Raw genomic sequence first — 24,675 nt, 5'->3', positions numbered from 1 at the left:
CCTGAATTTGTGTTAGTGGACGGCTTTGCAGGAGAGGGCGATGCGACGGCGGCGGGTGTCGACGCCGATGACCCGCACACTGATGTTTTCGCCTACTTTCACTACTTCCAAGGGATGTTTGACAAATTTGTCAGCCAGTTCGGAGACATGCACCAGTCCTGCTTCTTTGACGCCGATGTCGACAAAGGCGCCGAAGTCCACAACATTGCGCACTGTGCCCTGGAGAATCATCCCTTCTTTGAGGTCTTCCAAAGTGAGTACGCCTTCCCGGAAGAGGGGCGCCGGCAGTTTGTCCCGGGGGTCTAAGGCCGGCTTTTCCAGGGCCTGAATGATATCTTTGAGCGTCGGCTCGCCGACGCCCAACTTCTGGGCCAGTTCCTGAACCCCGGCCGGCAGCTTGCTACTGAGCTCGGGAATTCCACCCCGCTGGGCAAGCTCGTCGGTGCTATATCCACAGAGGCCCAGAAGCTTCTCGGCCACATCATAGGATTCAGGGTGAACTGATGTGGCATCCAAGGGGTTTTCACCTTCCCGGATGCGCAGGAAACCGGCGCACTGCTGGAAGGTCGCATCCCCCAGCCGCGGCACCTTCTTAAGCTGATTGCGGCTGGTGAAGCTTCCCTCTTCCTGGCGCCAGGCGACAATCGCCTTGGCAACCGCTGGCTTGATGCCGGCGATATATGAGAGAAGCGGCGCCGAGGCGGTATTTAGGTCCGCGCCAACCCGGTTAACACAGGTCTCCACCACCTCGCCCAGCAGCTGCCCCAATTGCTTTTGGTCAACATCATGCTGATACTGACCGACACCAATCGCCTGAGGCGGAACCTTAACCAGTTCCGCCAGGGGGTCTTGGAGACGGCGGGCAATGGAAACGGCACTCCGCTCAGAAACATCCAGTTCGGGAAACTCTTCCTTGGCCAGGGGGGCAGCTGAATACACCGAAGCCCCGGATTCGTCAACAACAGTGTAGCCGACACCCTCTACTTCCTGGGTCAGCTCGCCAATCAACTCGGTGGTTTCGCGGCTGGCGGTGCCGTTACCGATGGCAATTACTTCGATGCCGTACTTATCAATAAACTCCTTGATCTTCCTCTTGGACTGCTCCACCTGGTTTTTAGGCGGCGTTGGGTAAATAACCGCCACCTCCAGCAACTTGCCGGTGGCGTCAACCACCGCCAGTTTGCAGCCGGTCCGGTAGGCAGGGTCGACGCCCAGCACGGTTTTGCCCCGGGTAGGGGGCTGGAGCAAGAGTGAGGTGAGGTTGGTGGAGAAAAGTTTATACGCCGACTGATGGGCGTTATCAGTGAGCTCCCGGCGAATATCCCGTTCCACCGCTGGTGCCAGCAGGCGCTGGTAGCCGTCCTCCATGGCCTGACGCACCTGGTCCGTGGCGTCCTCCCGCTGGGGCGAGTAGTTCTTGCGCCACAATTCCTGCAGCAAATACTGGGACTCGAAATCCAAAGATACCTTGAGGAATTCTTCCTTTTCGCCCCGGTTGATGGCCAGCACCCGGTGAGGCGGCAGTTTGGCTACCGGCTCACTGAAGTCATAGTACATTTCGTAAGGGGATTCGGCCTTGGCATCGCTGGCCTTTACCACCAACACTCCTTTGTCCCAGGTGCGGCGCCGGGCCAGCACCCGGTTATGGGCAGCGTCGGCAAACTCTTCGGCAATGATGTCCCTTGCGCCCTGGAGGGCCGCCTCCACATCGGGCACCTGCTCGTTTATGTATTTCTCGGCCTCCACCAGCGGTTCCAATTCTCCCTGCACCAGGGTCTGGGCCAGGGGCTCTAAGCCTGCGTCCCGGGCTTTGCTACCCCGGGTATTGCGCTTGGGCTTGTAGGGGCGGTAGAGGTCCTCCACCTGCTGAAGTTTGGTGCTGGCGCGGATCTGCTGCTCCAGCTCGGGGGTAAGTTTGCCCTGCTCCTCAATGCTGCGCAGGACTTCTTCTTTGCGCTGGACAAGATTGCGCTGATACGTCACCTGCTGCTGAAGCGCAAAAATCTGCTCCTCATCGAGACCGCCGGTTACTTCCTTCCGGTAGCGGGCAATGAAGGGCACGGTGTTCCCGTCGTCCAACAGTTTAATCGTATCCGCCACCTGTTTGTAACGGATTTTCAGTTCGCCAGCAACATGTTCCAAAATCATCTTCTCGGCATCGGTCATCTATTCTTCCTCCTCCTTCTTCGTGACAGCATATCCATCAGCCTGTGCACCCGGGGATACCGGGGCTCCAAGTCGATGGCATGTTCGGGACAGAGTTCGTGGCAACAAAAGCAGTGGATACATTTGGCTGCGTCTAATTCCGGGTGCGGCTTTTGAGCGGTAAGCGCCGTCACCGGACAACTCTGGACGCAGATATTGCAATTGATACATTTCTCCGCCATAAAGCCGGGCAAATGGGTCATAAGGCCAAAAAACCTTCCGGAGACACTGGCAGCCACCGGGCCCAGGCGGGCGCTGGCCGGCAATTTAAACTGCACCGGTGAGACCTCATCTCCCATAATCTTAACATCTTCCATCCTGCCCAACCCCCGCTTGGCGGCAAAGACCGTGGTCAACACCCGCCGGGGCGGGCAGCCAATCAAATTAGCGGCCACAGTATCCAGGGCCACCGCATCCCGGCTTGCGAGAACCAGGCCCCGGTGTCGAACATCGCCAGCGCTGGGACCGTTGCCCTCCATTCCCCAGACCGCATCCATTACAGCCAGTTGCGGCCGGGCGGCAGCAAAGACATCGACAAGTCCGGTGCAGAAATCCGGCAGCTTGGGCAACTGCCGATGGTATTCGGCCTTAGTCGCTCCCGGCACGGCGCCAAACATATTCTTCACCGCGCCGGTGAATAGAGTGAGGCCGTGGGTCTTGAGCTTGGCCACCGAGACCACCAAATCTGCGTCCAACACCGGCCGGGCAATCAGCACCGGATTCAATCGCTCGCCGCCATGGACAACGACGGCGCCGGCAGTGTCAAAATTGATTACCTCGGCTCCAGCGGCCTCCGCCGCCGCGGCAATGCCGCTGACCTTGAGGGCGGCGGCGGTTTTATTGCCCCCTTCTTTCGTTGGCACACCACCGGAGCTATCCCCCACCTGCACCCGTGCGCCCCGTTCAATAAACCAACGCGCCAGGGCAAATACAAGCGCCGGATGGGTTGTCACCGCCTGCTCCGGCGACTTGGCGCTGAGCAGGTTGACTTTGAGCAGCACGGTCTGGCCGGGAGTAAACAGTGCTTCTGCCTTGACATCCATCAGGGCCCTGTCGCAGGTAGCCGCGACAACTTCGGGACTATAATCGGGGCAGGCGCGAACGGATACAGTCATCCAAGATTGATCAGCGCCCGCAGCATGGCAAAGGCCTGGAGCAGGCTGTCGCCCCGGAATTCCAGGGTGGTTGGATTGAGCATGCGTACTCCCGGCAGCAAAGCGCCACCTTCTGCCTGGCCGCTGTTCAGGAATTCCAGCTCCAGGGCCACCGGCTCACTGAGACGTAGCGGCTCCATCTCACCGGCCCTTTCCACTGCCAGCTTCGCCTGCTTGCGGATCAACTCCCGTGCTTTCTCAGGATGCAGCCCCCGGGCAACATAACGACCCCGAGCCTGCTTGACATCTGCGGTGATGATTCCGGGCAATAATTCACTGGCCTCGGCGCATACCCGGTCATCACCGGTTATCAGGGCCACGGGAATATTGAAGGCGCCAGCCACAGCGGCATTGATTCCCGTTTCCCCCATGTTAATGCCATTGACCTTAACATTGCGCACACGGGATCCCGAGTACGTGTGACTGAGCACGCCCAGGCACCCCATCCCCGCATGATAGCCGACAAACATCGCACACCGGTATTCGCCGTCCTGCACGCCCTCCACCATGGACAGGGGCTTGGGAGTGCCGGTAATTAGCAGGGCCGCGGGATTTAAACGGTCCGGCAGCAGATTACGCATGCTGCCATGGGAGTCGTTGACCACAATTTCGCTGGCGCCGGCATCTAGGGCACCGGCGATGGCGGCATTAACTTCTTCGGTCATCAGGCGCCGGGCCGCTTCATACTCGGTGCCCTCGTTGAGCTGACTGCCGTGAACGACTCCTGAAACACCCTCCAAATCCGCAGAAATATAAACTCTGGTCATTGTCTTAATCCTCCTTTGTCAGTTTAACCACCGGCCGATATTCACCGCAGATATCGCCACGGTGGTTTTTGTTTACAGGTTTGTGGTATGTGGCCAGAGCCTCCAGTTCAGCGGCGTCTAAAACCCTCAACTGGCGAAGAATTTCCACCACCGCTGCGTCCCGGGCCTTACCAAAGCCGTCTTCGCATTTCACGGCAATACCAAGACCGCTCCCATAGACACCGACGCAGTAAACGCCGCCGGCGCCGCCTTTGGCAATCAATTTACCTCCAGTGGCCCGCATCAAATCGGTGCAGAACCGGTCTGTGCCGCCCACCATTTCCGGGTAGGTATGCATAGCCTTGCTCACCCGCCGACAGGCAGCAGCCCGGGTGTCGGACATGCCTGCAGGCTTTACCATCCTGGCATATGCCAGGGCCATATTATACAGGGGCATGCCGTGGACCGGCACACCGCAACCATCAATGCCAATGAGGATTTCCTCCCGTGGATAGCCGGTGAGGTCCGCAATATAATCAAGAATTAATTGCTGGAGCGGATTCTCCAGCTCGGTATAAGTGCTGAGATCAAACTGCTTGTGGCAGGCCAGGGCCAACATGCCGGAATGTTTTCCGGAGCAATTGGAATGCAGGGAATTGGCCTCCTGCTTGACGGCAATCATTTCCTTTGTAGTTTGGTTATGAAGCGGCATATGCATTCCACATTGCAGCGCCGTCAAATCAAGGCCTATTTTTCCAAGCACCGAAAGGACAGAATCTGTATGGATTGCCTCGCCGTTATGGGAGGCGCAAAACAAAGATAACTCCCGGTCTGTAATCGAATAGTGTTCAACGGCGCCAGATTCCACTACCGGTAGGGCCTGCACCGGTTTGGCGCTGCTGCGCCAATATGTCAAAAAGCGCGGATCGCCAAAACTATACAGAAGCTTGCCAGAGTTGTCTACTACAGCTGCATGCCCCCGGTGCAGGTTTTCCACCAATGGCCCCCGGGTCACTTCCACCAATACTTGCGGTTCATTCAAAAAACATTCCTCCTCATGTTTTAGAAGTCTAATCCTAAACCAGAAGTTGATCTCCTGTTAAATCAAGCGTTTCCGCATTTGCTCAGTAACGTGAGCACTTCTTTAATCGGCAGCGCCGGGCGAAAATGACCATCCCGGCCTTCCATCGAACCGGCCGTGAACAAGGCATTGAGAATTGCCTCTTCGGTGGCTTCCACCACCGCTTCAAACAACAAATCCAGCTCGCTGTCCCTGAACACCGTAACATCCCGTGTTTTACCGCCCTCAGTATATTTTACACCAATGCTGAAGGCCAGGGCAAAATCGCCGCTGCCATTGCCGGCCACCGAACCGGTACGGGCGAGTCCAAAACCGGCCCGCCGGGCCACTCTCCTGAGCTGCCGGGCATCCAGGGGAGCATTGGTCGCGACAACCATTACAATCGACCCCTTTTCCTGCTCCTCCGGCCCCGGGTTGGCCAGCAGCTGCCCGACAGGCAAGCCGTCGATCTTCAACTGATGCCAGCGGCCAAAATTGCTCAGGACCAGCACGCCGCAGATATAATCGCCGGCAATTCGGGAGCTATTGCCAATCCCGCCCTTACAGCCAAAACTAGTCATACCCGTGCCGGCGCCAACGCTGCCCTCGGCAGGCCGTTCCCGGGAGGCGGCAGCTAATGCCGCACGCACATGCTCCGCACTCACTTTCCGGGCGCGAATATCGTTAAGATAACCATCATTGCATTCCAAAACCACACCGTTAACCGTAGGTTGTTTGCGGCCAATCTCGGGGTTGCGCTCCAGTTTGTAACTCACCAGGGCATCCAAAACTGACCCGACGCTCAAGGTGTTGGTCAGCAGCACCGGCGTCTCCAGTTCGCCCAGCTCCATAATCTGGCTGAGCCCTGCTGCCTTGCCAAACCCATTGATAATCTCCACCGCCGCCGGCACTTTTTCGACAAACAGGTTACCATAATGTGGCAGAATTGCCGTAACGCCGGTGCGAATTTCCTTTCCCGCCATCAGCGTACAGTGGCCGACGCCGACACCAGGCACATCGGTGATTGCGTTATCGGGGCCGGGCTGCAAATAGCCGGGCTTTATCCCGTAGTCCCGCAGGCGTTTCACCACACTCATGCTCCACACGCAGCGGCAAAGGCCTGGAACAGTTTGAGGAATTCCGGGTGGCGCTGCCACATTATTTCCGGATGCCATTGCACTGCCAGCAGCCAGGGACTTGCGCTTTCCACCGCCTCCACCACCCCATCAGGCGCCCGGGCACTAACCTCTAGCCCGTCGGCAATTCGGTCTAGGGCCTGATGATGAAAACTGTTTACCGCCAGTGAGTCGGTGTTCATTATGGTGGCAAGATTCGTCCCCTGCTTTATCTCCACCTGGTGGTGCTTATGCCACTTGGGCGCATCCTGGCGGTGTTGGATTGCGCCGGGCTTGTCCGCAGGCAGGTCCTGGATAATAGTACCACCCAGTGCGACGTTAATCACCTGCATCCCCCGACAAATGCCAAGCACGGGCAACTCCCTTTCCCACGCCGCCTTAAATAAGGGGAGCTCCTGCTCATCCCGCCGCGGTTCAATTGTGCCCAACCCCGGCTTCGGCTGCTCGCCAAAGCTCAAGGGCGACAGGTCATCGCCACCGGAGAGCACAAGCCCGGAGACAGTGGAGATAATTTCGCAGCTTACTTCTGGCGACAATGAAGGCGGCAGCACAACGGGTAACAGTCCCGCCTGCTCCAGCGCTTCAATATAACCGTCGCCAATGGCACTTTTTTGCGCATCTATATGCTGGCAAGTAACCGCCACCAATGGTCTTCCCATCTCATCAACCCCTTATAAAGTTTTCGACATCATCTTTTGCAAACAGGGCGGGCCAACCACCGGTATGGACAAAAATCACAGTCTTACCAGCCCAGCGGCCGCCACGAATGTCATGGATCATCCCCGCTGCGGTTTTGGCGGTGTAGACCGAGTCCAAAAGCAACCCTTCCCGACGGGCAAACAATTGCAGAGCCTCCAAGGCGCCCGGTGTAGCAATACCGTAGCCGGGACCAATATGGCCCTCATCAATGGCGATATCCGCTCCCTGCCTCTGGGCTGACATCCCCAATAGCTTTGCGCCTGCATTGAAGAGCTGGGCTGTCTTCTCCGCCAGCTCAGCGGCCGGATAGCTGACACTATAGCTCTGCACCGGCAAATCCCAACCGCTGGCTTCCAGACCAAGCAAAATCCCCGCCAAGGTGCCACCACTGCCGGCGGTTACCACCAGCGCATCGGGTTTTACGCCCTGCTCTGCACATTGGGGAACCAACTCCTCAGTGATCATGCGCACATAGCCCATAAGGCCCACCGGCGAGGAGCCGCCCACGGGAATCATGTACCCTTCCAGACCCTGTTCCCGCAGGGAGGCGATGTCTGCCTCGATGCGCTGATATATTTCCGGGTAATCAGCATCGCCGCAAAAGGTCACCTCTGCGCCTAATAACTTATCCAACAATAAATTGCCCCGCAAAGTCCGGGGCGCCTCACCCTTTAAATACAGGCGGCAGCTCATGCCCAGGCGGGCTGCCAAAGCCGCGGTCATCCGGGCATGGTTGGATTGGGGGCCGCCCACTGTAACCAGGCAGTTGGCGCCCCGGGCCCTGGCATCGGCTACCAGGTATTCAAGCTTACGTACTTTATTGCCACCCCCGGCCAGTCCGGTGGCGTCATCACGCTTAATCCATAAATCAACACCCAGCTCTTTGCTGAGGCCAGGCGCGGCTTCCAAAGGTGTCGGTAGATGCCCGACGACGATGCGTTCGATGCTTTCAAACATGCACATTCTCCTTTGTTTAGATAATCTAAATTAAGTATTCCATTATCGTTTTACTTTTCCTGCCGTACACAAAAAAAGACAGCGCTCACTGTCTTTTTCAGAAATCTATCAAGCCAAGACTGATTTGCACAGCGTCGTTCACTCGTTGCATTAAATCCGGCGCCAAATGGGTAATGCGTTCATTGAGGCGTTGCTTGTCTATAGTGCGAATCTGTTCTAGAAGCACCACCGAATCCCGATCCAGTCCATGTTCTTTAGCGGTTATCTCCACATGGGTGGGGAGCTTGGCCTTTTGGATTTGGGATGTTATCGCGGCAACAATGACCGTTGGGCTGTATTTGTTGCCCACGTCATTTTGAATGATTAGAACCGGGCGCACACCGCCCTGCTCAGAACCCACAACTGGGCTCAGGTCAGCGTAGTAAACATCGCCTCTCTTTACCCCCATTTTATCACGCCCCACTTACCAATTGTTCAATCGCCTCGACAGCCTCGTTTTCGGCCGCAACTGCTTCGTTGGCAAGAGTCAGGTTGATTTTACTCATCTCAACATAGCCCATTTGCAATTTTTCCCTAATTTGTCGTTTTTTCATTTCTTGGATATATAAATACATTGCTTCCCGGATTAAATGGCTGCGATTCATATTTTCCTTTTGGACAATGCCGTCAACCTCTTGCAGCAGTGCGCTGGGAATGGATATCATGATTCGCTTGGTCTGCGCCACGTAAGCACCCCCTGAATTTACGATATACGAAGCGTATTGAGCCGAGTATATACTATAATATATACATTATATTTTCCAAATCAGCCACTGTCAACCTTGACGGCGGTAAATTCTCGGCACTCGAGCCGATACAGCACAGGTAATCTCATAATTAATTGTATCCAAAAGCCGCGCCGTTTCATCAACCGAGATGGTTGCCGCACCCTGGGATCCATAGAGTGTTACTTGCTCGCCCGGCTCCACTCCATCCAAGTCGGTAACATCAGCCATACAATAGTCCATACAGACTCGGCCGACCAACGGCACTCGTTTGCCCCGCAGCAAAACATTTGCGCGCCCCGACAGCCGCCGGTTATAACCATCGGCATAACCAATCGGTAAGGTGGCAATCCGACTCGGTCTTTCGGTGACAAAGGTGCAACCATAACTTATCGGCGTCCCCGCCGGAACCTCTTTGACCGTTGCCACCTGGGTGTGCAAAGATAAGGCCGGTCGCAGATCAACCAACGGCTTAACTTCCGATGAAGGATATAGTCCGTAAAGGCTGATGCCAATCCGAACCAAATCCCCCCGAGCTTCCGGCACATCGATTGTGGCAGCGCTGTTGCTGCAATGGGTCAGCACCGGGGCTCCTTTTAGTGTTTCCACTGTCCTTTTAAATTTATCCAACTGCTGCATCGTAAATGTTTTGTCGGCATCATCCGCGGCGGCAAAATGAGTAAATATAGCTTGTAATTCGAGATTGGGCGACTTCAACGCCCGTTCTGCCAGGGCAACTGCCGCCTCATCCCGCAGCCCCAGTCTACCCATGCCGGTATCCACCTTAAGGTGCACAGCAACCCGGCGTCGCTGGCGCATCGCTTCTTCCTCCAGCAACCGCAGACTGTTCATATCGACCACGGCCGGAGTCAGATGATACTGCAGAGCTGCATTGACTCCCTCCGGCGGTAAAAAACCCAATACAAGAATCGGAGAAGCAATCCCGGCCTGGCGCAATTCAATCCCTTCTTCCACCAGTGCCACCGCCAACCAGTCGGCGCCGGCAGCGAGAGCTGCCCGACCCACTTCCACAGCGCCGTGGCCATAGCCGTCAGCTTTGACAACTGCCATCAAGCGCGTGCCATCGCCCACATGGCGTCTAAATTCCCGAACGTTATGCGCAATATTTGCGAGATTTATTTCCGCCCACGTTGGCCGGTAGCGATGCATTGCCATCACACTCCTTCGACACCTATATAACTTCTGGAGATAACCGAACTTTCCCTGCCTGAACAGGCATTTTTTTGTCGAATGTTGACGACAAAAAAAAAAGGGTCGACCCAAGGCCGACCAGCTTATTTCCATTGAAAACTTTCGATTGTCACGGACCATTGCTCCGGGACAGTCACCGCTGCCGGCAGGCCCGCGTTGAGAGACAGGCGATAGTCGCCGCTTCGCAACCACTTCTCATCCCGTACCGGCTTTTCAGCCTGGATCTGGGTTGCCAGGACAAGAAGCGAATACCAGGGCGGGCCTTGGTGTTGCTGCTGCCACTCAATCTCCCCCGGCCCTAATTCAACAGCAAAGCCATCGCCAAACTCCATAACCTGGGTATAGCCGTCAGCATTCTCAACAATAATTGTTAAGGTGTCTTGGTTATAAGTTTCTTGAACTGAATATACAAGCGCGGCATCTGGCTGGTGAAATTCCAATCGATATCCGGCCTCCCAGGCACCTCCCAGTGCGTCTTCGGACCAAGCGACTGCCCTGGACACCGGAGTGCAACCTGTAAGTAACAAGAGTACCACCAGCAAAAGCGCTTTCAACCGCATTAGTCTGCCTTCATTATGCCCCGCAGTACATCGGTACGGGTTATAATCCCCACCAATTTTTTCTCCCCGTCCACAACCGGCACACGGTTTATCCCTCTGTCGATGATAATTTTCGCTGCCTCATCGAGGGAGTTGTCGGGGGAGAGACTAACTACATCTCTGCTCATCAACTGAGCGACACTGGTGGCGGTCATTTTCTCCAACTGCCGGCTGAACTCCCGGGTGCTGTCCAGGTAAATTATCCCCCCCAGCAACTCCAGGTAGCGGGGTGGCCGCGGTTCGCTGCGGGCCTCCAGCAAGTCCCTTTCGCTCAACATACCGACCACTTTTTCGTCTTCCACCACTGGAATGCCGCTGACACCGGTCTCCACCAGCATCCGGGCCGCCTCCTCCAAGGTTTGCTCCGGACTGATTGTGATTACTTCCCTGGTCATAACATCAGCAACTTTCACAATAACGCCTCCCTGAATATGTTTTGTTACTGCCCCGTCAATTGGCAGACTGCCCGAGGCAAGTGGGCCAGCACATCCCGGGGCAATTGGGATGCGGTACCCAATTGGTCCGCTGCCAATTCCGAACTGCGACCCAGCAGCCAGGCTGCGGTACAGGCAGCGGCGAAGGGGTCGCTGCCCTGACATAACAGGCCGAGAATAAGACCGGTAAGCACATCGCCAGCGCCGCCGGTGGCAAGACCGTCGGTACCGCTTATATTCACAGCCACAGAGCCGGCCGGCTCCGCTATATAGGATGTGGCGCCCTTGAGAATCACCACGCATCGCCAGCGCCGGGCTGCTGCCCGGGCAATGGCCAGCGGTTCTGCCAGCACCTGTTCTATAGTATTACCCAAGAGACGGGCCATCTCACCGGGATGGGGCGAAATAACCAATGTAGCTTTGCGTTCCGGCAATTCACCAGCCAGCAGATTTAAGCCGTCTGCATCCACAACCAAAGGCAAGCCTGAGTCTAAAAGCGTTGTCACCAGTGCTTTTGCCTCGGGTCGCTGCCCGAGACCGGGGCCGACTGCAGCGGCCCGATAGCGGGACATTCCTCCCTGGATTGCGGCAGCGGCCTCAGGGGCAAATGTGCCGGCCTCAGTTTCCGGCAGGGGCAACGTCAGCGCCTCCCACAAGTTCGACTCGAGAACTTCATTAAGAGAACGCGGACAGGCCACCGTCAGCAAACCGATGCCGCTCTTCAGGGCAGCTGTGCCTGCAAGCATTGCCGCCCCGCTCATCCCCCGGCTGCCGGCAACTAACAGAGCATGGCCGTATGTGCCTTTATGGCTGTCTATCCGCCGCTCCGGAAAGCCCCGACGGGCATTTTCCTTGTCATTTAATATAATGCCGGTATCGCGCAAAAAATGTGCGGGTAAACCGATTGGGTCGACATAGACTTTGCCGGCATACTGACATCCGTTGGCGTAAAGACCAAGTTTGGCAAGGCCAAAGCTGGCAGTGGCTGATGCCCTGACCACAACACCTGGCGCCGGTACTGCCTCGGCTGGCAGCCCGGAGGGAATATCCACTGCCAGCACCGGCACATCCGAATCGTTTATGTCCCGGATGATTGCAGCCGCGTCATCCCGGGGCGCGCCCCGTACGCCGGTGCCCAATAGAGCATCGACAATTAAGTCTGCCTGTGTCAGGTCTGCCGGACCCCGGTAGCGGGACCAGGGCAAGTCGTAGGCGACATAGAGCTGGTGCTGCAGGCGGGCATCTCCCTCCAGTGTTTCAGGGTCGCATGCCGTATAGACCATCACAGAATAGCCCCGGGCCGCCAGATGGCGTGCCGCCCCCCAGCCATCGCCCCCGTTGTTACCGGAGCCGCAGATCACCGCAACGTTGCCCCCGCGTCGGCAGTGCTCACTGGCAACATTGGCCGTAAAAACAGCCGCCGCCTCCATCAGCAGGGCGCCGGGAACCTGCAACTCTTCAATTGCCCGGCGGTCAATTTGCCGCATCTGCTTTCCGGTCGTCAGCCAGGTCATACAGGTATACCCCCTTCAAGAATACAAAAGGCAATTGCCCGCGTGTGGTCGTGGGTCAGTGACAGATGAACATGCCTGGCGCCCAGACGCCGGGCGGTGATGCGAGCCTGGCCGTGGAGCTGCACCAATGGGCGTCCGTTGGCCTGATGCACCACCTCCACTTGTTGCCAGGAGTGGCCACGTAGACCGGTGCCCAGGGCCTTGAAAACGGCCTCTTTGGCGGCAAACAGCGTCGCTAGCCGCGGGGACTCTCTGGTTGCCGAGAGCTGGCTGAGTTCCAGAGGTGTATAGATCCGCTGCCGAAACTCAATGCGCTCTGCAGCCTGCCTTACCCGGTCAATTTCAATTGAATCAACCCCCACCCCGATTATCATCGTACCACTCCCCCAATTAATGTTATTAATCAATTCTGTGATAAACAACGATTTTCCTTCATATAGAAGCATATTACACACGAAGTTTTCCGCTGCGGCATTAGAATTGGCTACTTTTTATATTACCCTAAAAAGCGAACAAACCCGCGGGGCAGCGGGCTTGTTCTGGGGAGTTGGGCAAATCACGGCCGCCTGTTACGGCCGGGGTTGCTATTTTTGTTGGCGCCGATGCGCCCGGGAAGCAGTTCAATATCCCGGACTGCGGCGGGTTGAAGTTCCAGCTGCGCAATGAACTGGCGCCAGTCCACGGAGGACTCCAGCTGATCGGTGACAAATCTAACCGCCTGGCCGCTGCGTTCGGCCAGCAAGAATACCTCCCAGACCTCCGCCAGCTGATACCCTTTGGCAGTTAACCGGGTTATTTCGCCACGGTTGACGCCAAACCGGCCCATCAGGTCGTCAACACTGATAGGGTCTGGTGAAGGAGTGTCGCCATCGCGACCGGAACTATTGTCAGAATCAAATTCATCTCCTGAGTTATCGTTAGATCCATTCTCCGAACTTTCGTCTTCGGGGACTTGACCATATTCAAAGAAAAGCGGGTCCCTGTCGGCCTCCTCATAGGCCTTGATTGTCTGGGTCAGATTATCCTGACCTCTGCCGGCCATAGCCAAAAGCTTTGTCAACTCCTCCAGGCTATACCCCTTACGCATCAAACTACTCAGGCGTCCGGCAGGAATTTGATAGGCGCTTGCCAGTTGGTCAAGGCTTTGACGCTGGTCCTCAACCACTGCCAAATCGCCGTTGGCGACGTCCTCAGTTTCCAGCCAGGCCGCAGGCGCTTTACCTGAGCCCTTTATTTCCTCCCAAACCTCCCTGGGAGACAAGTGCTGCCCGCGGGCATAGTCCAGAATCAATGCCACATCCTCAGATTTGAAGGACTCCAGCATTTCGGCGACCAGTTCCCCGCCCACTTGGTATTTTTCCACCAAGTACTGGGCAACCACATCTTGTTGCCATGCCTCTGTCTTCACCACTTGGGCAGCTGGAAGCAGCTCTGCGGCAGCAGCGGCCACCGCTCCCGGTTCGTCCAGGCTCAGCTCCCGGCCATACCCGGCAGCGACTGCCGATAAAACTTCCCGCAACGGTGAACTTTCACCACTGCCGGCATGCTCCAGTTCGACAATCCGGAGACTGAGGGCCAATTCCCTGCTTTCCAAAGCGCCTGCCAAGAGGTCGATGTCCAGGTCAAAATTAATGTCTTTAGATAGAACCACATCCCCGGCTACAAAACCCCGGCTTACCGTTTCTGCCAGGATGAGGCCCAGGGCTGTGTATAGCTCCTCGCCCGCCAGCTCCAGGGAAGCCAAAAGGGTCTCGCCGCTTTCATTGTAAGCCCGGATTTCGGTTACATGTTTGGTCTCGGAAACTTTGAACCCAATGCTCGGGTTTACGTCCAGGGCAAGCCAGTATTCATCGCTGCCCGACGGAAACCTGCCGGGATGCAGGCTCAAAACACCGGTAACAATCAGAGCTAGGGCCGCAGCGACTGCCACCAGTCGCCGCCAGGAGTGGGAAGATACCCGCACACGGTCACCCAGTTTGGCGCCCCGGGCGGGAGCGCCTGGAATACGCTCAAAATCACCCTGGGGGGTGAGGATGTAATAACAATCCTGTTCAATTTTACAAATCACTCCTGTCTTGGGCATCTTCTTCACCTCCTAACCCTAAATAAGTAGCAATGAACGGGAAGTCTGCCCTGCGGGCATGGACCAGCAAAGCCGCCAGTAAATAACGGCGCCGCTTGGATAACGCTTTCTTGGTCTCACCGGTGAGTTCCGACATCTGCTCCAAAGGCAGCCGGCCCCGGTCAAGAATTGTCTGCAGCAATTTCTGATCGCGACAGATAGTGGCGATGGCCCGCAACAGACGGGAACGCACTTGCTGATGACGGGGGGACTCTTTTGCCAATTCCTTAAAGGATATATTATAGCGGCTAATCTGCCGTTGAAACTCCTCCAGTTCCCAAGCCCGCTCCATCCGCAGCATATCTTCGCTTGGTTCCGGTGATTTCCACTCGGGCAATTCATCCACCGGGAGTTCCCGCTGGGCGCGACGACTGCGATTACGCAGATAATCGGTAAGCCTGCGCCGGATAACCAACGAAGCAAAAGTGGTAAATTTGGCGTTTTTATCAGGGAGGTAGGCGTCCACGGCAGTATCTAGGGCAATTAATGCAATACTCAATTCCTCGTCCCGGCCCCATTCCAGCGGGCGCCGACAATGGACTGAAGCTGTCTTGCGTACAAATTCCCGCTGCTGGGCCAGGAAAATATTGCGTTTTACCGGATCCTGCCGGGCCTGAAACACATCAATATTCAGCTCCAGTCCCCCTTTACAGTAATTTTCGCTGCCTAGGTGAATTTTTTGGGGTTTTTGAGCAATATCCTGCTCAAAAACATCCCGGATATACCGGCCCACAGACAGCTCGTTATATCATTCTGCCCGTAGCGTTAAAAGCTGGGGGCATTACTACTGAGTGGCAAAAGATACTATCTCCTCGGCGAAAACTCCGGGCGCCTCCACGGTGGCAAAGTGGCCGTAACCTTCCAAAAGCTTTAAGTCACTATATCTAAGTAACTGATGTAATTCCCGTCCACCACTGACAGGACAAAACTCGTCCTCGGTAGGCCACAAGATAAGGGTCCTGACGGCTACGGATGGGAGCAATACCGGCCAAAACGAGGCCCTGCTCAACGAATGTGCCAGCAGGCGGGCGATATTCTCTCTAAGCGCAGGTTCTTCCAAGTACTTGGCGAACTGTGTACCGGTTGCCGGCAGAAGCGGATGCTCCTTGTCGACAAATCCCTTGCGCACCAAAGCCGCCACCAACTTACTGTCGGCCAACAGAACTGAAAGCATTCTTTTGGTCAGCATGCTGGCCCCAGGAAACAAGCCGGTTAAATTCCGCCGCAGACCCGTTGCCTGGCAGATAATCAACCGAGAGACCCGGTTGGGATGATCAAGCACAAAATTCAGGGCAATCCTGGCCCCTGCACCGCAACCGGCGATTATAACCCGGGGCAAGTCCAAAGCAGCCAACACCTGTAGGACAAACTCAACACAGAAGAAGTCATCATACTCAACTTTTCCATCGTTAACAAAAAAGCCTGGCAGCACGGGACAAAATACCTGATACCGGTCTACCAGTTCAGGAATCACGTACTCCCAGGTCCCCGGTCCGAAGGCATCGTGCAAAAACAGAACCGGCGGGCCACTGCCTTTGACCAGTGTCCGGTCAATTAGCGATTGTCTGTCTAACTTCATAATTCTCCCTCAACCCGGGTTTGCTCCAACCAGCGAGAATAGAGGCGAACGAAGCTAGGCGTACACACTTCCACATCCATTTGATATTCTGTCAATACCGGCAATTGTTCCTCAATGGCGCTCCCCCTGAGAACAGTGATTACCAGTTTGAAATTATTCTCCAACTCCCGGCACCGTTGGTAGAGACGTCGGCGGTTTTCCGGTTCCACGTCCTCATACATCACAACCCAGTTCTGTTCCTGGCTTTGAATATATTCTTGGGCCAGCTCAACAATCGGTGGCGCCTTTATTACATGAATCGCAATCATCAGCAACGCATCTTCCAACATGCTTTCCACCGTGGGAATCCATGTAACTTTGGCCCGCTCCTCACTGCTCAGGGCATCGGGCACCAATATCCATGTGGGGCGGCTGTTCTCGCTGAGATATAAACAGTGCCCGGGCCAGATTCCATCATGATTCGGGTGACCGCTACCCACAAGAATCTGTGCCGTAATTGTAGCCATAATTAACCTTACCTCCTTGCCAATCAACTGCCATTATTGGCATGAGATTTATTTCCCTTTTTTTCCGAAAAATCCTGCCTTACTAAGGTTAAATTCCAGAATTATTGCCGCCAAATTCTGGTCGATTCGGAAGCATACCGGTGTCTGTGTTAAAATAAACAAAAACGAGGGGGATTGATATGCTCGACATCCTGATCACCAACGGATATGTCCTAACCATGGAGGGCCCGGGGGTCGGCATGCTGCCGGACGGAGCAGTTGCTATCCGCGACAATAAAATCGTCGCCGTCGGGCCTAGTCGGGAGCTAGAACAGAACTTCCAGGCCCGCCGCCGCATCGACGCCAAAAACAAGGTGGTCATGCCCGGCCTGGTTGATGCCCACATACACACGGGAATCGGCATCCTTCGCGGCCTGGCCCAGGACACTGATAATTGGATGCAACAGGGACTGTGGCCCTTCACCAAAACCCTGACCGATGAGGCACGGGTCGCTGGCTCGTTAATGAACATCATTGAAGGCGTTAAGGCAGGGACCACCACCTTCTGCGATTATGACGTGCCGATGCTGCAAATTGCCGCCAACCACGCCCGGGTCGGCACCCGGGCCAGGGTTGCCGAAACTATAAATGAAATGCCCGAGGACTTGAGCGGACTCCTGGTGGGAGACCTCTACCCGTTGGACCCGGCAATCGGAAACCACAAACTGACTCGTGCCAAATCGGTGTTTGAGCGCTGGCATGGTTATGACGATAACCGCATCACCTGCCTCTGGGGACCCCAGGGCCCGGATATGCTATCCCGGGAGCTGCTTCAGGAGGTCAAGGCGCTGGCCGAAAAGCACGAGACGATGATTCATATGCATGTGGCCCAGGGTGATCGGGAAATCAATCAGATGCTCAAACGCTATGGCATGCGCAGCATTCAGTTTTTGGATGAACTGGGGTATTTGGACTGGCGCCTGCTGGCTGTGCACCTTACTGAGGCAACCAAAGAAGAGACACAGTTGGTGGCCCGCCGAGGTGCAGCTATGCTTTTGTGCTCTGGCAGCATTGGCATTATCGACGGGATTGTGCCCCCAGCCGCTGAATTCCTGGAAGCCCGCGGCAACCTCGCCCTCGGTTCAGATCAAGCGCCGGGCAACAACTGCAACAACATGTTCAATGAAATGAAATTTACAGCGATCCTCAACAAATGCCGCTTCCGGGATCCCCGACGCTTTCCCGCCTGGCAGATGCTGCGCCTGGCCACCATTGACGGGGCCCGGGCAATCGGCCTCGGCGAGGAAGTCGGCTCTCTGCGTCCAGGCAAAAAGGCCGACATGATTATGATTGACCTGGACAATCCAGCCCTCGCCCCGATTATCACCGACCCGGTCCGCAACATTGTCCCCAATCTGGTCTACTCCGCCAACGGCAGCGAAGTGGATACGGTAATCATCGACGGCAAGATTGTCATGGAAGCACGCAAAATCCTCACGCTTGACGAAAAACTGGCAATTGCAGAAGCCCATCGCCAGGCACAACTGGTTGCACGAAAAGCAAAGCCCGACGCTGCCAATGTCGGCATGACAATGATGCGGGCGGGACAGCTTTAGGCAAAGAAACCCGCTGCAAATTATAAAGAGCCCGGTCAGCTGACCGGGCTCTTCCACTCTTCGGGCGTATAAATGCAGGCGCTGAACTGACCCTCTGCACGCTCGACAAGCTCGTGGCTGAAACCGACACAGGCAGCGGTAGCATATGGGCACCGGGGACGGAACCGGCAGCCCTCGGGCAGATTAATCTGATCCGGCACCTCATCATCAATTACCAGCCGTTCCTTGACATAATCGGGATCGGCTACGGGCACAGCGGAAAGCAATGCCTTGGTATACGGATGCTGCGGTGCGGCCACCACTTCATTCACCGGACCAATTTCCACAATCTTGCCCAGATACATCACGGCAATCCGGTCGCAAAGGTATTTAATCGTCGACAAATCGTGGGACACATAGAGCATCGTCAACCCCATTTGTTGCCGCAGTTTCTTCAAGAGGTTGAGGATATCTGCACGGATTGAAACATCTAACATTGAGACCGGCTCATCCGCCACGAGAAACTTAGGCTCCAAAACAATGCCCCGGGCGATGGCAACCCGCTGCCGCTGCCCGCCGCTGAGCTCATGGGGAAAACTATATAGATACTGTTCCGGAGGTTTTAGTTCCGCCAACTCCAGCACTTCAAGCACCCGACGGTGGATTTCATCCTTTTCCTTGACACCGTGAATCCGCAGGGGCTCGGCGATAGTTTCCAAAACATTGAACCGAGGATTGAGGGTCTCATACGGATCCTGGAATATCATCTGCACTTCCCGGCGAAAGTTAAGCCGGTTACGCCCCCGCATATCCAGGGTATGGCCGTCTAGGGTTAATTCGCCTGGGCCGGGAACCAGCCCAGATTGACGGCGAAAATCATTATCACCATGAGGCCAACCCAAAAGGGTGTCGTCAATTATATCCCAACCGGTTGCGGCCCAGGGCTCGGGCTCAACATCCACAGTCAGACACACCAGCTTGTCATAAATTAGACGCAGGTTCCGCCAGTCATATACAGAACGAGCGGCGAAGGGGTTGAGGTTGGTAATATTGATATTGCTTCCGACAATCAAAGTCTTATCATCTGTCAATGGCTCAACTACCATTGGTGTCCACTCGTTGAACAGGCCTTCACCAGACATGTTCAGGACATTAGTGTATTTTTCTTTGTTATAAGTTTGCAGATTGGCCCGGGAGTAGGTGGTAATCCGGGGCACGTCTTCGGCCAGAATGCGCTGAGCTTCCCAGACAAGACGCTGCCTTTCGTCCATATCCATCTCTGAACGCTGGGCATCTGCCAGTGCATCAAATTCAGGGTTTCTGTAGCGCGATGTGTTGTTGGCGCCGGGGACTGCGTTACTTGAGTGGTTGATGGAGTGAATAAACATGTCGGGATCCAATCGCTCTACCCGACCCGACCAACCGATGGTGTAGACATCATAATCCATATCCTCACCATAAATTATGTCCAGCAAAACGTTGAAGTCGGTGGGTTGGGCATTGAGGGTAACCCCCAATTTGCCAACTCCTCAGACAATTCCTTGGCCATCTCATAGTTGACCAAGTTTGCCTCGGGCAGAGAGGAGTAAATGGTTAGCTCCGGTACCAATTCACCCATGTCTTCATCATCGACATCTGTGCCCTATCCGCAGGCTGCTACTGCAAAAACCAAAATCATGACCAGACCTAAACTTAGTAGCTTCTTCATCAGTTCGCTCCTCTCAAAATAGAAATTAGTAGCTGATTCTAATATATGCTACTATAGGCTGATTTTAATATTGCCCCGCGCTTTTGTCAGTAAAATTTTAAAACTTTGTATTGTAAAAATATGCACAAGCCTTACACAAAAATGGACCGCACAAAAGTGCGGTCCGCTCAATTACTTCTTGCTGGATTTGACGGCCACCGTGATGCCCCAGGCCAGGCCACCATAGAGCAGCACGACTGCAACACCAAGCATAATCCATGCAGAGGCTTCCATTAACCATCAACTCCAATCGATTTGTCGTCGGCAGAAGCAGTCTTGTCTCCGCCTTTGAAGAACATCAATACGAAACCAATGATGATGGTTGCGGCGACAACGGCCCAGCCGCCCATCACCAGGTGGGCAGTTTCATACCCCTCATAATTTGTCTGGATATTGTCAATAATCCAGAGAACGCTGACTCCCAACAGGGCTATTGGGGTGACAAAACGAATCATCAGTTCCCACCACTTGCCAAACTTGATGGTACCTGTCTCGTTGAAGAAAGCGCGAATCTTGTCAGCGCCAAAAATCCAACCAACAAGCAGACATTCAATAATCCCAATGACAATCAGGTTGAAGTTATTGGTGAAGTAGTCGACAATATCCAACCAGTAGAGCCCTGCCTTGGTGGCAAAGAGCAAGCTGCCGGCAAAGCCAAAGATACAGGTCCAGGCCAAAGTCTTGGACCTGTTCCACTTAAACTTGTCGACCAGACCAGTCACAATACCCTCAACAATGGAGAAAGCGGAATCGATCCCCAACGTGAAGAGCATCAGGAAGAACATAAACCCAAAAGCGGCTGCGCCCCAGGGCAATTGGGCGATAACCTCAGGATAGGTAATAAAGGCAAGGCCAACGCCAGTGATACCCCCCATTCCGGGTTCCAAGGTCATACCAGTGGTATGAGCCATGTAGCCCAAGGCGCCAAATACTGCAAAACCAGCCAGGAAGCTGATAGCAGCATCAGCAAAGCCGATGATTATGGTATCTGTGGTGGTGTCGCTGTCCTTGGGCAGGAAGCTAGCGTAGGCAATCATAATTCCGAACAGCACACTGAGGCTGAAGAAAATCTGGCCATAGGCCGCCGCCCAAACCCGCACATCCAAGAGCGCGGAGAAGTCGGGCTTCAGGTAGTAATTCAGACCGTCGATGGCGCCCGGCAGAGTGATAGCGCGGATGCCGAGGACTACCATGAGAACCAGAGGTATCGGCACTGTCCACTGGACAACTTTGCCAACGGTCTTGACACCTTTGCGGATACAGAGCCAGACACCAATCCAGGCAACCACCAGAGCAATCAAGACCGGCATACTAAAGCCACCCAAAACGCCGGGGCTATCGGTTCTCTGCAGAATCTCGCCGATGAAGTACCCTCCAGCGTCATCACCCCAGGCGACACTGAGGGAAGAAATGATATAGTTCAAGCTCCAGGCCAAAACAACTGCATAGTACGAAACAATTACAAAACTGGTTGCCAGAGCCCACCAACCCAGGCTTTCAAACCACTTGTGAATTTTGGCGAAGGCCGAGGGAGCGCCCGCCTGATACTTTTTACCAATGGAAATTTCCAACAGCAACAGGGGAATACCGGCAGTTATAAGTGCAACAAAGTAAGGAATTAAGAATGCGCCTCCACCGTTATTGAAGGCCATACCCGGGAAACGCCAGGCGTTTCCGAGACCGACAGCCGAACCGATGGCTGCCATGATGAAGATTGTCCGCGAACTCCATCGTTCTCTCAATAAGATCACTCCTTTAAAGTATTCATGTATACATAGAACTCCCTTGTGGTGGCAAGAGAGCTCTTGATACCGCTGTCAAAGAACATTAGATAGGTAGTTCTTAGTAGCAGGTTAAATCTTCTGTTATATTATCACCAACTATTACATGTACGTAACAATTATATGTCAGTATTATATCCTTTTTCACCTGCAGTTGTCAACGCTTTAAAGTGCAGTGTATACCACTGAACCTTTTCTCAACCCGGAATAAGTGGTATACTTTAGAAAAAATGGTGGCGATATTTATGCTCGAAAATAATGGCATGCCTCTGTATTTACAGTTATATGAGATATTAAAAAAGAAAATTACCGATGGCGAATGGGAGCAAAACGCAATGGTCCCTACTGAATCGGAACTGATGGAAACTTTCAGTGTCGGCCGGGAAACTGTGCGCCGGGCGGTATTAAAACTGGTCAGCGAGGGCTACCTCTACCGGAGACGGGGTAAGGGCACCTTTGTCTGCCGCCCCCGGCCTGAGGATGGCATGGAGCAGTTGGTTTCTTTTACCTCTGAGATGCTGGCCCGGGGGTATAAGCCGGGGACGTTAGTGCTCAACCACGACCAGCGCCTGCCGGACCAGGAGGTTAAATCGATTCTCAACCTGCCCGAGGGTGAAGAAATCACGTATATCAAGCGTCTGCGGACAGCCAACGACCTACCGGTGGCCGTGGAAGAGTCATACCTGAATCGAGCAATCCTCGGCGATGTGGATGAAGAAAAACTAGGGGGCTCCTTCTACAATTACCTGGTCTATGACAAAAAATTGCGCCTCGGCCGGGTGATGCAGGAGATCAGTTCGATCCTCGCCGATGAAGACACCGCCAAACTGCTGGAGGTAGAGCCGGGCCACCCGGTGCTCCAGCTCAGCCGCCTGATCTATGACACCGATAACACACCCTTTTTCTGGCTCACCTTTCGCTATCGCGGCGATATCTACTCAGTCAAAACCAAACTAGAACTGCCGTAAATTCAGATGCCTCCTGAAGAACGTATTCAGGAGGCATAAATTATTTCGTTTTGTGCTACATCCGGACAAGGGGACAGGTCCCTTGTCCGGCCTAAAAATTGCGGAATGCCCAGCCTACCACCATTTCATGAAACAAAACCAAAAGACTAAGGAAACACACACAAGCGGGCAACCATATAATTAAACCCTTCAAAAAGGCATATTTGCTTTTAGCTATACCATTGAACCTATAGAAAGATGCACATGCTAAGGCCATCGGAATTGAACCTACGCCTAATGTAATAGCGACAGATCTATTGAATATAAAAGGTGTAAGCAAATTAGTATATGGACCATGCCAAAGTCCTTCCCAGAATGCGTAACTGCAGTAAATAGAGTAGGATACCAAAGCTAAAACACAAATCACACCGAAGGCGTATATACCATTAACAACTATTCTAGCTTTATGCATAATTATGAACACCTCCTGTCTGTAAAGATAATCCTTCTTCCAAAGAGAAGCGTTATGGATTCGAACAAAGACATAAATAGACCTATCAATTCAACCTAATCCAGCTACACTTCTCACGGTGTTCTCACGATAATACAACTGGGTAACCCCCTTGTCATTTTGACAGCAGGAATCTCTCGGCAGTACAAAATCAAACCCAAATGCGGCGCTCTTATCGGCAGGCTTACTTTCTTAAATCTTCAAACTACTGCTTCTAATTCGCGGTTAAGCTACGTAATCCTGCTTTTCATTGCTGCCTGTAATCATTTTCCTTGCGATTACCGCCTGCACATTGGCTGGTATATAAAGTGAGCAAGATTAGCCCGACTATCTTGTTGAAGGACTAATCTTCGTGGCAGTTTCACCGGCTTTCACGGATAAAGCCTTGCTTTGCTTAGCATAAACATATATAAAGCAAACAGCACTTGGAACTTATTTTGGTATACAATACTTGACTATGGTTGTGTCCATGCTGTAGAATTGTGATGGAGGTGGGAGCATGGATAAGGCGAAAAACCTTCTAACAGCGCAAGCTCTGGCTGATATCCTTAACCTCTCAGTTGAAACAATTTGGCGATACACCAGGGCTGACAGAATCCCTTATGTGAAACTGGAGGGCAGACAATACCGCTATAACCTTGGTGAAGTTAAGCAAGCACTTTCCGGAGTTGTCAAAGAAAAAACTCCTGATTTCCAAACTGGGCCAAAGACCTATACCTATCAGGAGTATCTCGCATTACCTGAGATTCCGGGATTCCGCTATGAAGTCCTGGAAGGGCTACTGGTTAAAGAGCCTTCACCTAATCTACTGCATCAAAGAATATCCAGAGAGCTGGAGTACCGTTTAATTTCTTACTTCAAACAGGTTGACCCAAAAGGTGAAATTTTCGACGCACCCCTGGATGTTACCTTCCATGATATAACCGTAGTCCAGCCAGACATCTTATACATCGCCGGGAACCAACTTGGCATCATGCAGGAAAATCGGATAGATGGTGCCCCTAATTTAACAGTAGAGATAATATCCGACTCTAGTTTGCGCAGGGACAGAGTAGAAAAACTGCAGATCTACCAAAAGGCCGGGGTCCAACATTATTGGTTAGTTAACCCCAGGGATAATACATTTGAATGCTTTTTACTAAAGGATGGACTATATTCCCTGATAGCTATAGGAACAGATGATGACGTATTAGAACACCCTGAGTTTCCAGGCCTGGCCATCCCTTTAGCTGAGCTATGGCACGACCCTACCCAGCAGTCATAATTCACCCTTCAGCAATCTGCCCACTAAAACAGAGTCCTGGATAGGTTACACTTAGTTGGACAGATTCGTTAAGGTCATATAAGCTTGATTCAAATAAAACTATAGGAGAATCAAAATGACCAAGCGAGAAAGAAGGACATTCTCACAAGAGTTTAAAGAACAAA

The 24,675-nt window shown here is 53.8% G+C and carries 25 protein-coding genes and 1 pseudogene; 4 read left to right on the top strand and 22 right to left on the bottom strand.

The window, feature by feature from the left end; translation table 11 throughout:
• Positions 1-12: 12 nt before the first annotated feature.
• The 12 genes from FH749_09570 to FH749_09515 form a co-directional block, all read right to left on the bottom strand.
• The gene (locus FH749_09570) at positions 13-2,145 is read right to left on the bottom strand and encodes an RNA-binding transcriptional accessory protein (GenBank protein ID MTI95716.1); all 2,133 of its coding nucleotides are present in this window, start codon (positions 2,143-2,145) and stop codon (positions 13-15) included.
• A 17-nt stretch (positions 2,146-2,162) separates the two neighbouring features.
• Positions 2,163-3,320, bottom strand: a complete 1,158-nt coding sequence (locus tag FH749_09565) for a DUF362 domain-containing protein (GenBank protein ID MTI95715.1) — start codon at positions 3,318-3,320, stop codon at positions 2,163-2,165.
• Complete coding sequence (locus tag FH749_09560) at positions 3,317-4,126, bottom strand: peptidase M55 (protein ID MTI95714.1); 810 nt, start codon at positions 4,124-4,126, stop codon at positions 3,317-3,319. Before FH749_09560 ends, FH749_09565 begins: the two co-directional genes overlap by 4 nt.
• A gap of 4 nt (positions 4,127-4,130) precedes the next feature.
• Positions 4,131-5,147 carry an asparaginase gene (locus FH749_09555; protein MTI95713.1) on the bottom strand — a complete coding sequence of 339 codons (1,017 nt, stop codon included), beginning with the start codon at positions 5,145-5,147 and terminating at the stop codon, positions 4,131-4,133.
• Positions 5,148-5,209: 62 nt separating this feature from the next.
• Complete coding sequence (locus tag FH749_09550) at positions 5,210-6,262, bottom strand: P1 family peptidase (GenBank protein ID MTI95712.1); 1,053 nt, start codon at positions 6,260-6,262, stop codon at positions 5,210-5,212.
• Positions 6,259-6,960 (bottom strand): gamma-glutamyl-gamma-aminobutyrate hydrolase family protein, encoded by a 702-nt coding sequence (locus tag FH749_09545; GenBank protein ID MTI95711.1) that lies wholly within the window; start codon positions 6,958-6,960, stop codon positions 6,259-6,261. Before FH749_09545 ends, FH749_09550 begins: the two co-directional genes overlap by 4 nt.
• A gap of 4 nt (positions 6,961-6,964) precedes the next feature.
• Positions 6,965-7,963 (bottom strand): D-cysteine desulfhydrase family protein, encoded by a 999-nt coding sequence (locus tag FH749_09540; GenBank protein MTI95710.1) that lies wholly within the window; start codon positions 7,961-7,963, stop codon positions 6,965-6,967.
• Positions 7,964-8,054: 91 nt separating this feature from the next.
• Positions 8,055-8,405, bottom strand: coding sequence for a type II toxin-antitoxin system PemK/MazF family toxin (locus FH749_09535; protein MTI95709.1), 351 nt, complete (start codon positions 8,403-8,405; stop codon positions 8,055-8,057).
• 4 nt (positions 8,406-8,409) lie between these two features.
• Positions 8,410-8,661 carry an antitoxin gene (locus FH749_09530; protein MTI95708.1) on the bottom strand — a complete coding sequence of 84 codons (252 nt, stop codon included), beginning with the start codon at positions 8,659-8,661 and terminating at the stop codon, positions 8,410-8,412.
• A 111-nt stretch (positions 8,662-8,772) separates the two neighbouring features.
• On the bottom strand, positions 8,773-9,891 hold the full coding sequence (locus FH749_09525) for an alanine racemase (GenBank protein ID MTI95707.1): 1,119 nt from the start codon (positions 9,889-9,891) through the stop codon (positions 8,773-8,775).
• Positions 9,892-10,016: 125 nt separating this feature from the next.
• Entirely contained in the window at positions 10,017-10,493 is a 477-nt protein-coding gene (locus tag FH749_09520) for a hypothetical protein (protein ID MTI95706.1), read from the bottom strand.
• Positions 10,493-10,945 carry a CBS domain-containing protein gene (locus FH749_09515; GenBank protein ID MTI95705.1) on the bottom strand — a complete coding sequence of 151 codons (453 nt, stop codon included), beginning with the start codon at positions 10,943-10,945 and terminating at the stop codon, positions 10,493-10,495. Before FH749_09515 ends, FH749_09520 begins: the two co-directional genes overlap by 1 nt.
• Between FH749_09515 and FH749_09510 the strand changes: the two genes are divergently transcribed.
• Positions 10,892-11,128, top strand: coding sequence for a hypothetical protein (locus FH749_09510; GenBank protein ID MTI95704.1), 237 nt, complete (start codon positions 10,892-10,894; stop codon positions 11,126-11,128). The two genes, FH749_09515 and FH749_09510, sit on opposite strands and share 54 nt — an antisense overlap.
• Here FH749_09510 and FH749_09505 read toward each other — a convergent pair.
• From FH749_09505 to FH749_09480, 6 genes are all read right to left on the bottom strand, one after another.
• The gene (locus FH749_09505) at positions 10,972-12,480 is read right to left on the bottom strand and encodes an NAD(P)H-hydrate dehydratase (protein MTI95703.1); all 1,509 of its coding nucleotides are present in this window, start codon (positions 12,478-12,480) and stop codon (positions 10,972-10,974) included. The two genes, FH749_09510 and FH749_09505, sit on opposite strands and share 157 nt — an antisense overlap.
• Positions 12,477-12,854, bottom strand: a complete 378-nt coding sequence (gene acpS / locus FH749_09500) for a holo-[acyl-carrier-protein] synthase (GenBank protein MTI95702.1) — start codon at positions 12,852-12,854, stop codon at positions 12,477-12,479. Before acpS ends, FH749_09505 begins: the two co-directional genes overlap by 4 nt.
• A 182-nt stretch (positions 12,855-13,036) precedes the next feature.
• Complete coding sequence (locus FH749_09495) at positions 13,037-14,563, bottom strand: hypothetical protein (protein MTI95701.1); 1,527 nt, start codon at positions 14,561-14,563, stop codon at positions 13,037-13,039.
• Positions 14,538-15,341 carry a hypothetical protein gene (locus tag FH749_09490; GenBank protein ID MTI95700.1) on the bottom strand — a complete coding sequence of 268 codons (804 nt, stop codon included), beginning with the start codon at positions 15,339-15,341 and terminating at the stop codon, positions 14,538-14,540. The genes FH749_09495 and FH749_09490 overlap by 26 nt, the downstream gene beginning before the upstream one ends.
• 45 nt (positions 15,342-15,386) lie before the next feature.
• Positions 15,387-16,181, bottom strand: coding sequence for an alpha/beta hydrolase (locus FH749_09485; protein ID MTI95699.1), 795 nt, complete (start codon positions 16,179-16,181; stop codon positions 15,387-15,389).
• On the bottom strand, positions 16,178-16,687 hold the full coding sequence (locus FH749_09480; protein ID MTI95698.1) for a hypothetical protein: 510 nt from the start codon (positions 16,685-16,687) through the stop codon (positions 16,178-16,180). Before FH749_09480 ends, FH749_09485 begins: the two co-directional genes overlap by 4 nt.
• Positions 16,688-16,866: 179 nt before the next feature.
• Between FH749_09480 and FH749_09475 the strand changes: the two genes are divergently transcribed.
• Positions 16,867-18,282: an amidohydrolase gene (locus tag FH749_09475; GenBank protein MTI95697.1), complete on the top strand. Its 1,416-nt coding sequence runs from the start codon at positions 16,867-16,869 to the stop codon at positions 18,280-18,282.
• 35 nt (positions 18,283-18,317) lie between these two features.
• Here FH749_09475 and FH749_09470 read toward each other — a convergent pair whose 3' ends face one another.
• From FH749_09470 to FH749_09455, 4 genes and pseudogenes are all read right to left on the bottom strand, one after another.
• Entirely contained in the window at positions 18,318-19,070 is a 753-nt protein-coding gene (locus FH749_09470; GenBank protein MTI95696.1) for an ABC transporter ATP-binding protein, read from the bottom strand.
• Positions 19,071-19,160: 90 nt separating this feature from the next.
• A pseudogene (locus tag FH749_09465) lies at positions 19,161-19,939 on the bottom strand (ABC transporter substrate-binding protein).
• A gap of 201 nt (positions 19,940-20,140) precedes the next feature.
• A complete protein-coding gene (locus FH749_09460; protein MTI95695.1) occupies positions 20,141-20,242 on the bottom strand; it encodes a MetS family NSS transporter small subunit in 102 nt (33 codons plus the stop codon).
• A complete protein-coding gene (locus FH749_09455) occupies positions 20,242-21,756 on the bottom strand; it encodes a sodium-dependent transporter (GenBank protein ID MTI95694.1) in 1,515 nt (504 codons plus the stop codon). Before FH749_09455 ends, FH749_09460 begins: the two co-directional genes overlap by 1 nt.
• Before the next feature lie 263 nt (positions 21,757-22,019).
• Here FH749_09455 and FH749_09450 point away from each other — a divergent pair, with 263 nt between their 5' ends.
• On the top strand, positions 22,020-22,757 hold the full coding sequence (locus FH749_09450) for a GntR family transcriptional regulator (protein ID MTI95693.1): 738 nt from the start codon (positions 22,020-22,022) through the stop codon (positions 22,755-22,757).
• Positions 22,758-23,746: 989 nt separating this feature from the next.
• Entirely contained in the window at positions 23,747-24,511 is a 765-nt protein-coding gene (locus FH749_09445; protein MTI95692.1) for a helix-turn-helix domain-containing protein, read from the top strand.
• Positions 24,512-24,675: the final 164 nt, after the last annotated feature.

The organism is Bacillota bacterium (genome assembly GCA_009711825.1).
Lineage (GTDB): Bacteria > Bacillota > Proteinivoracia > UBA4975 > VEMY01 > VEMY01.
The sequence above is the reverse complement of the archived record's forward strand: the minus strand, read 5'-3'. Positions and strand labels throughout refer to the sequence as shown.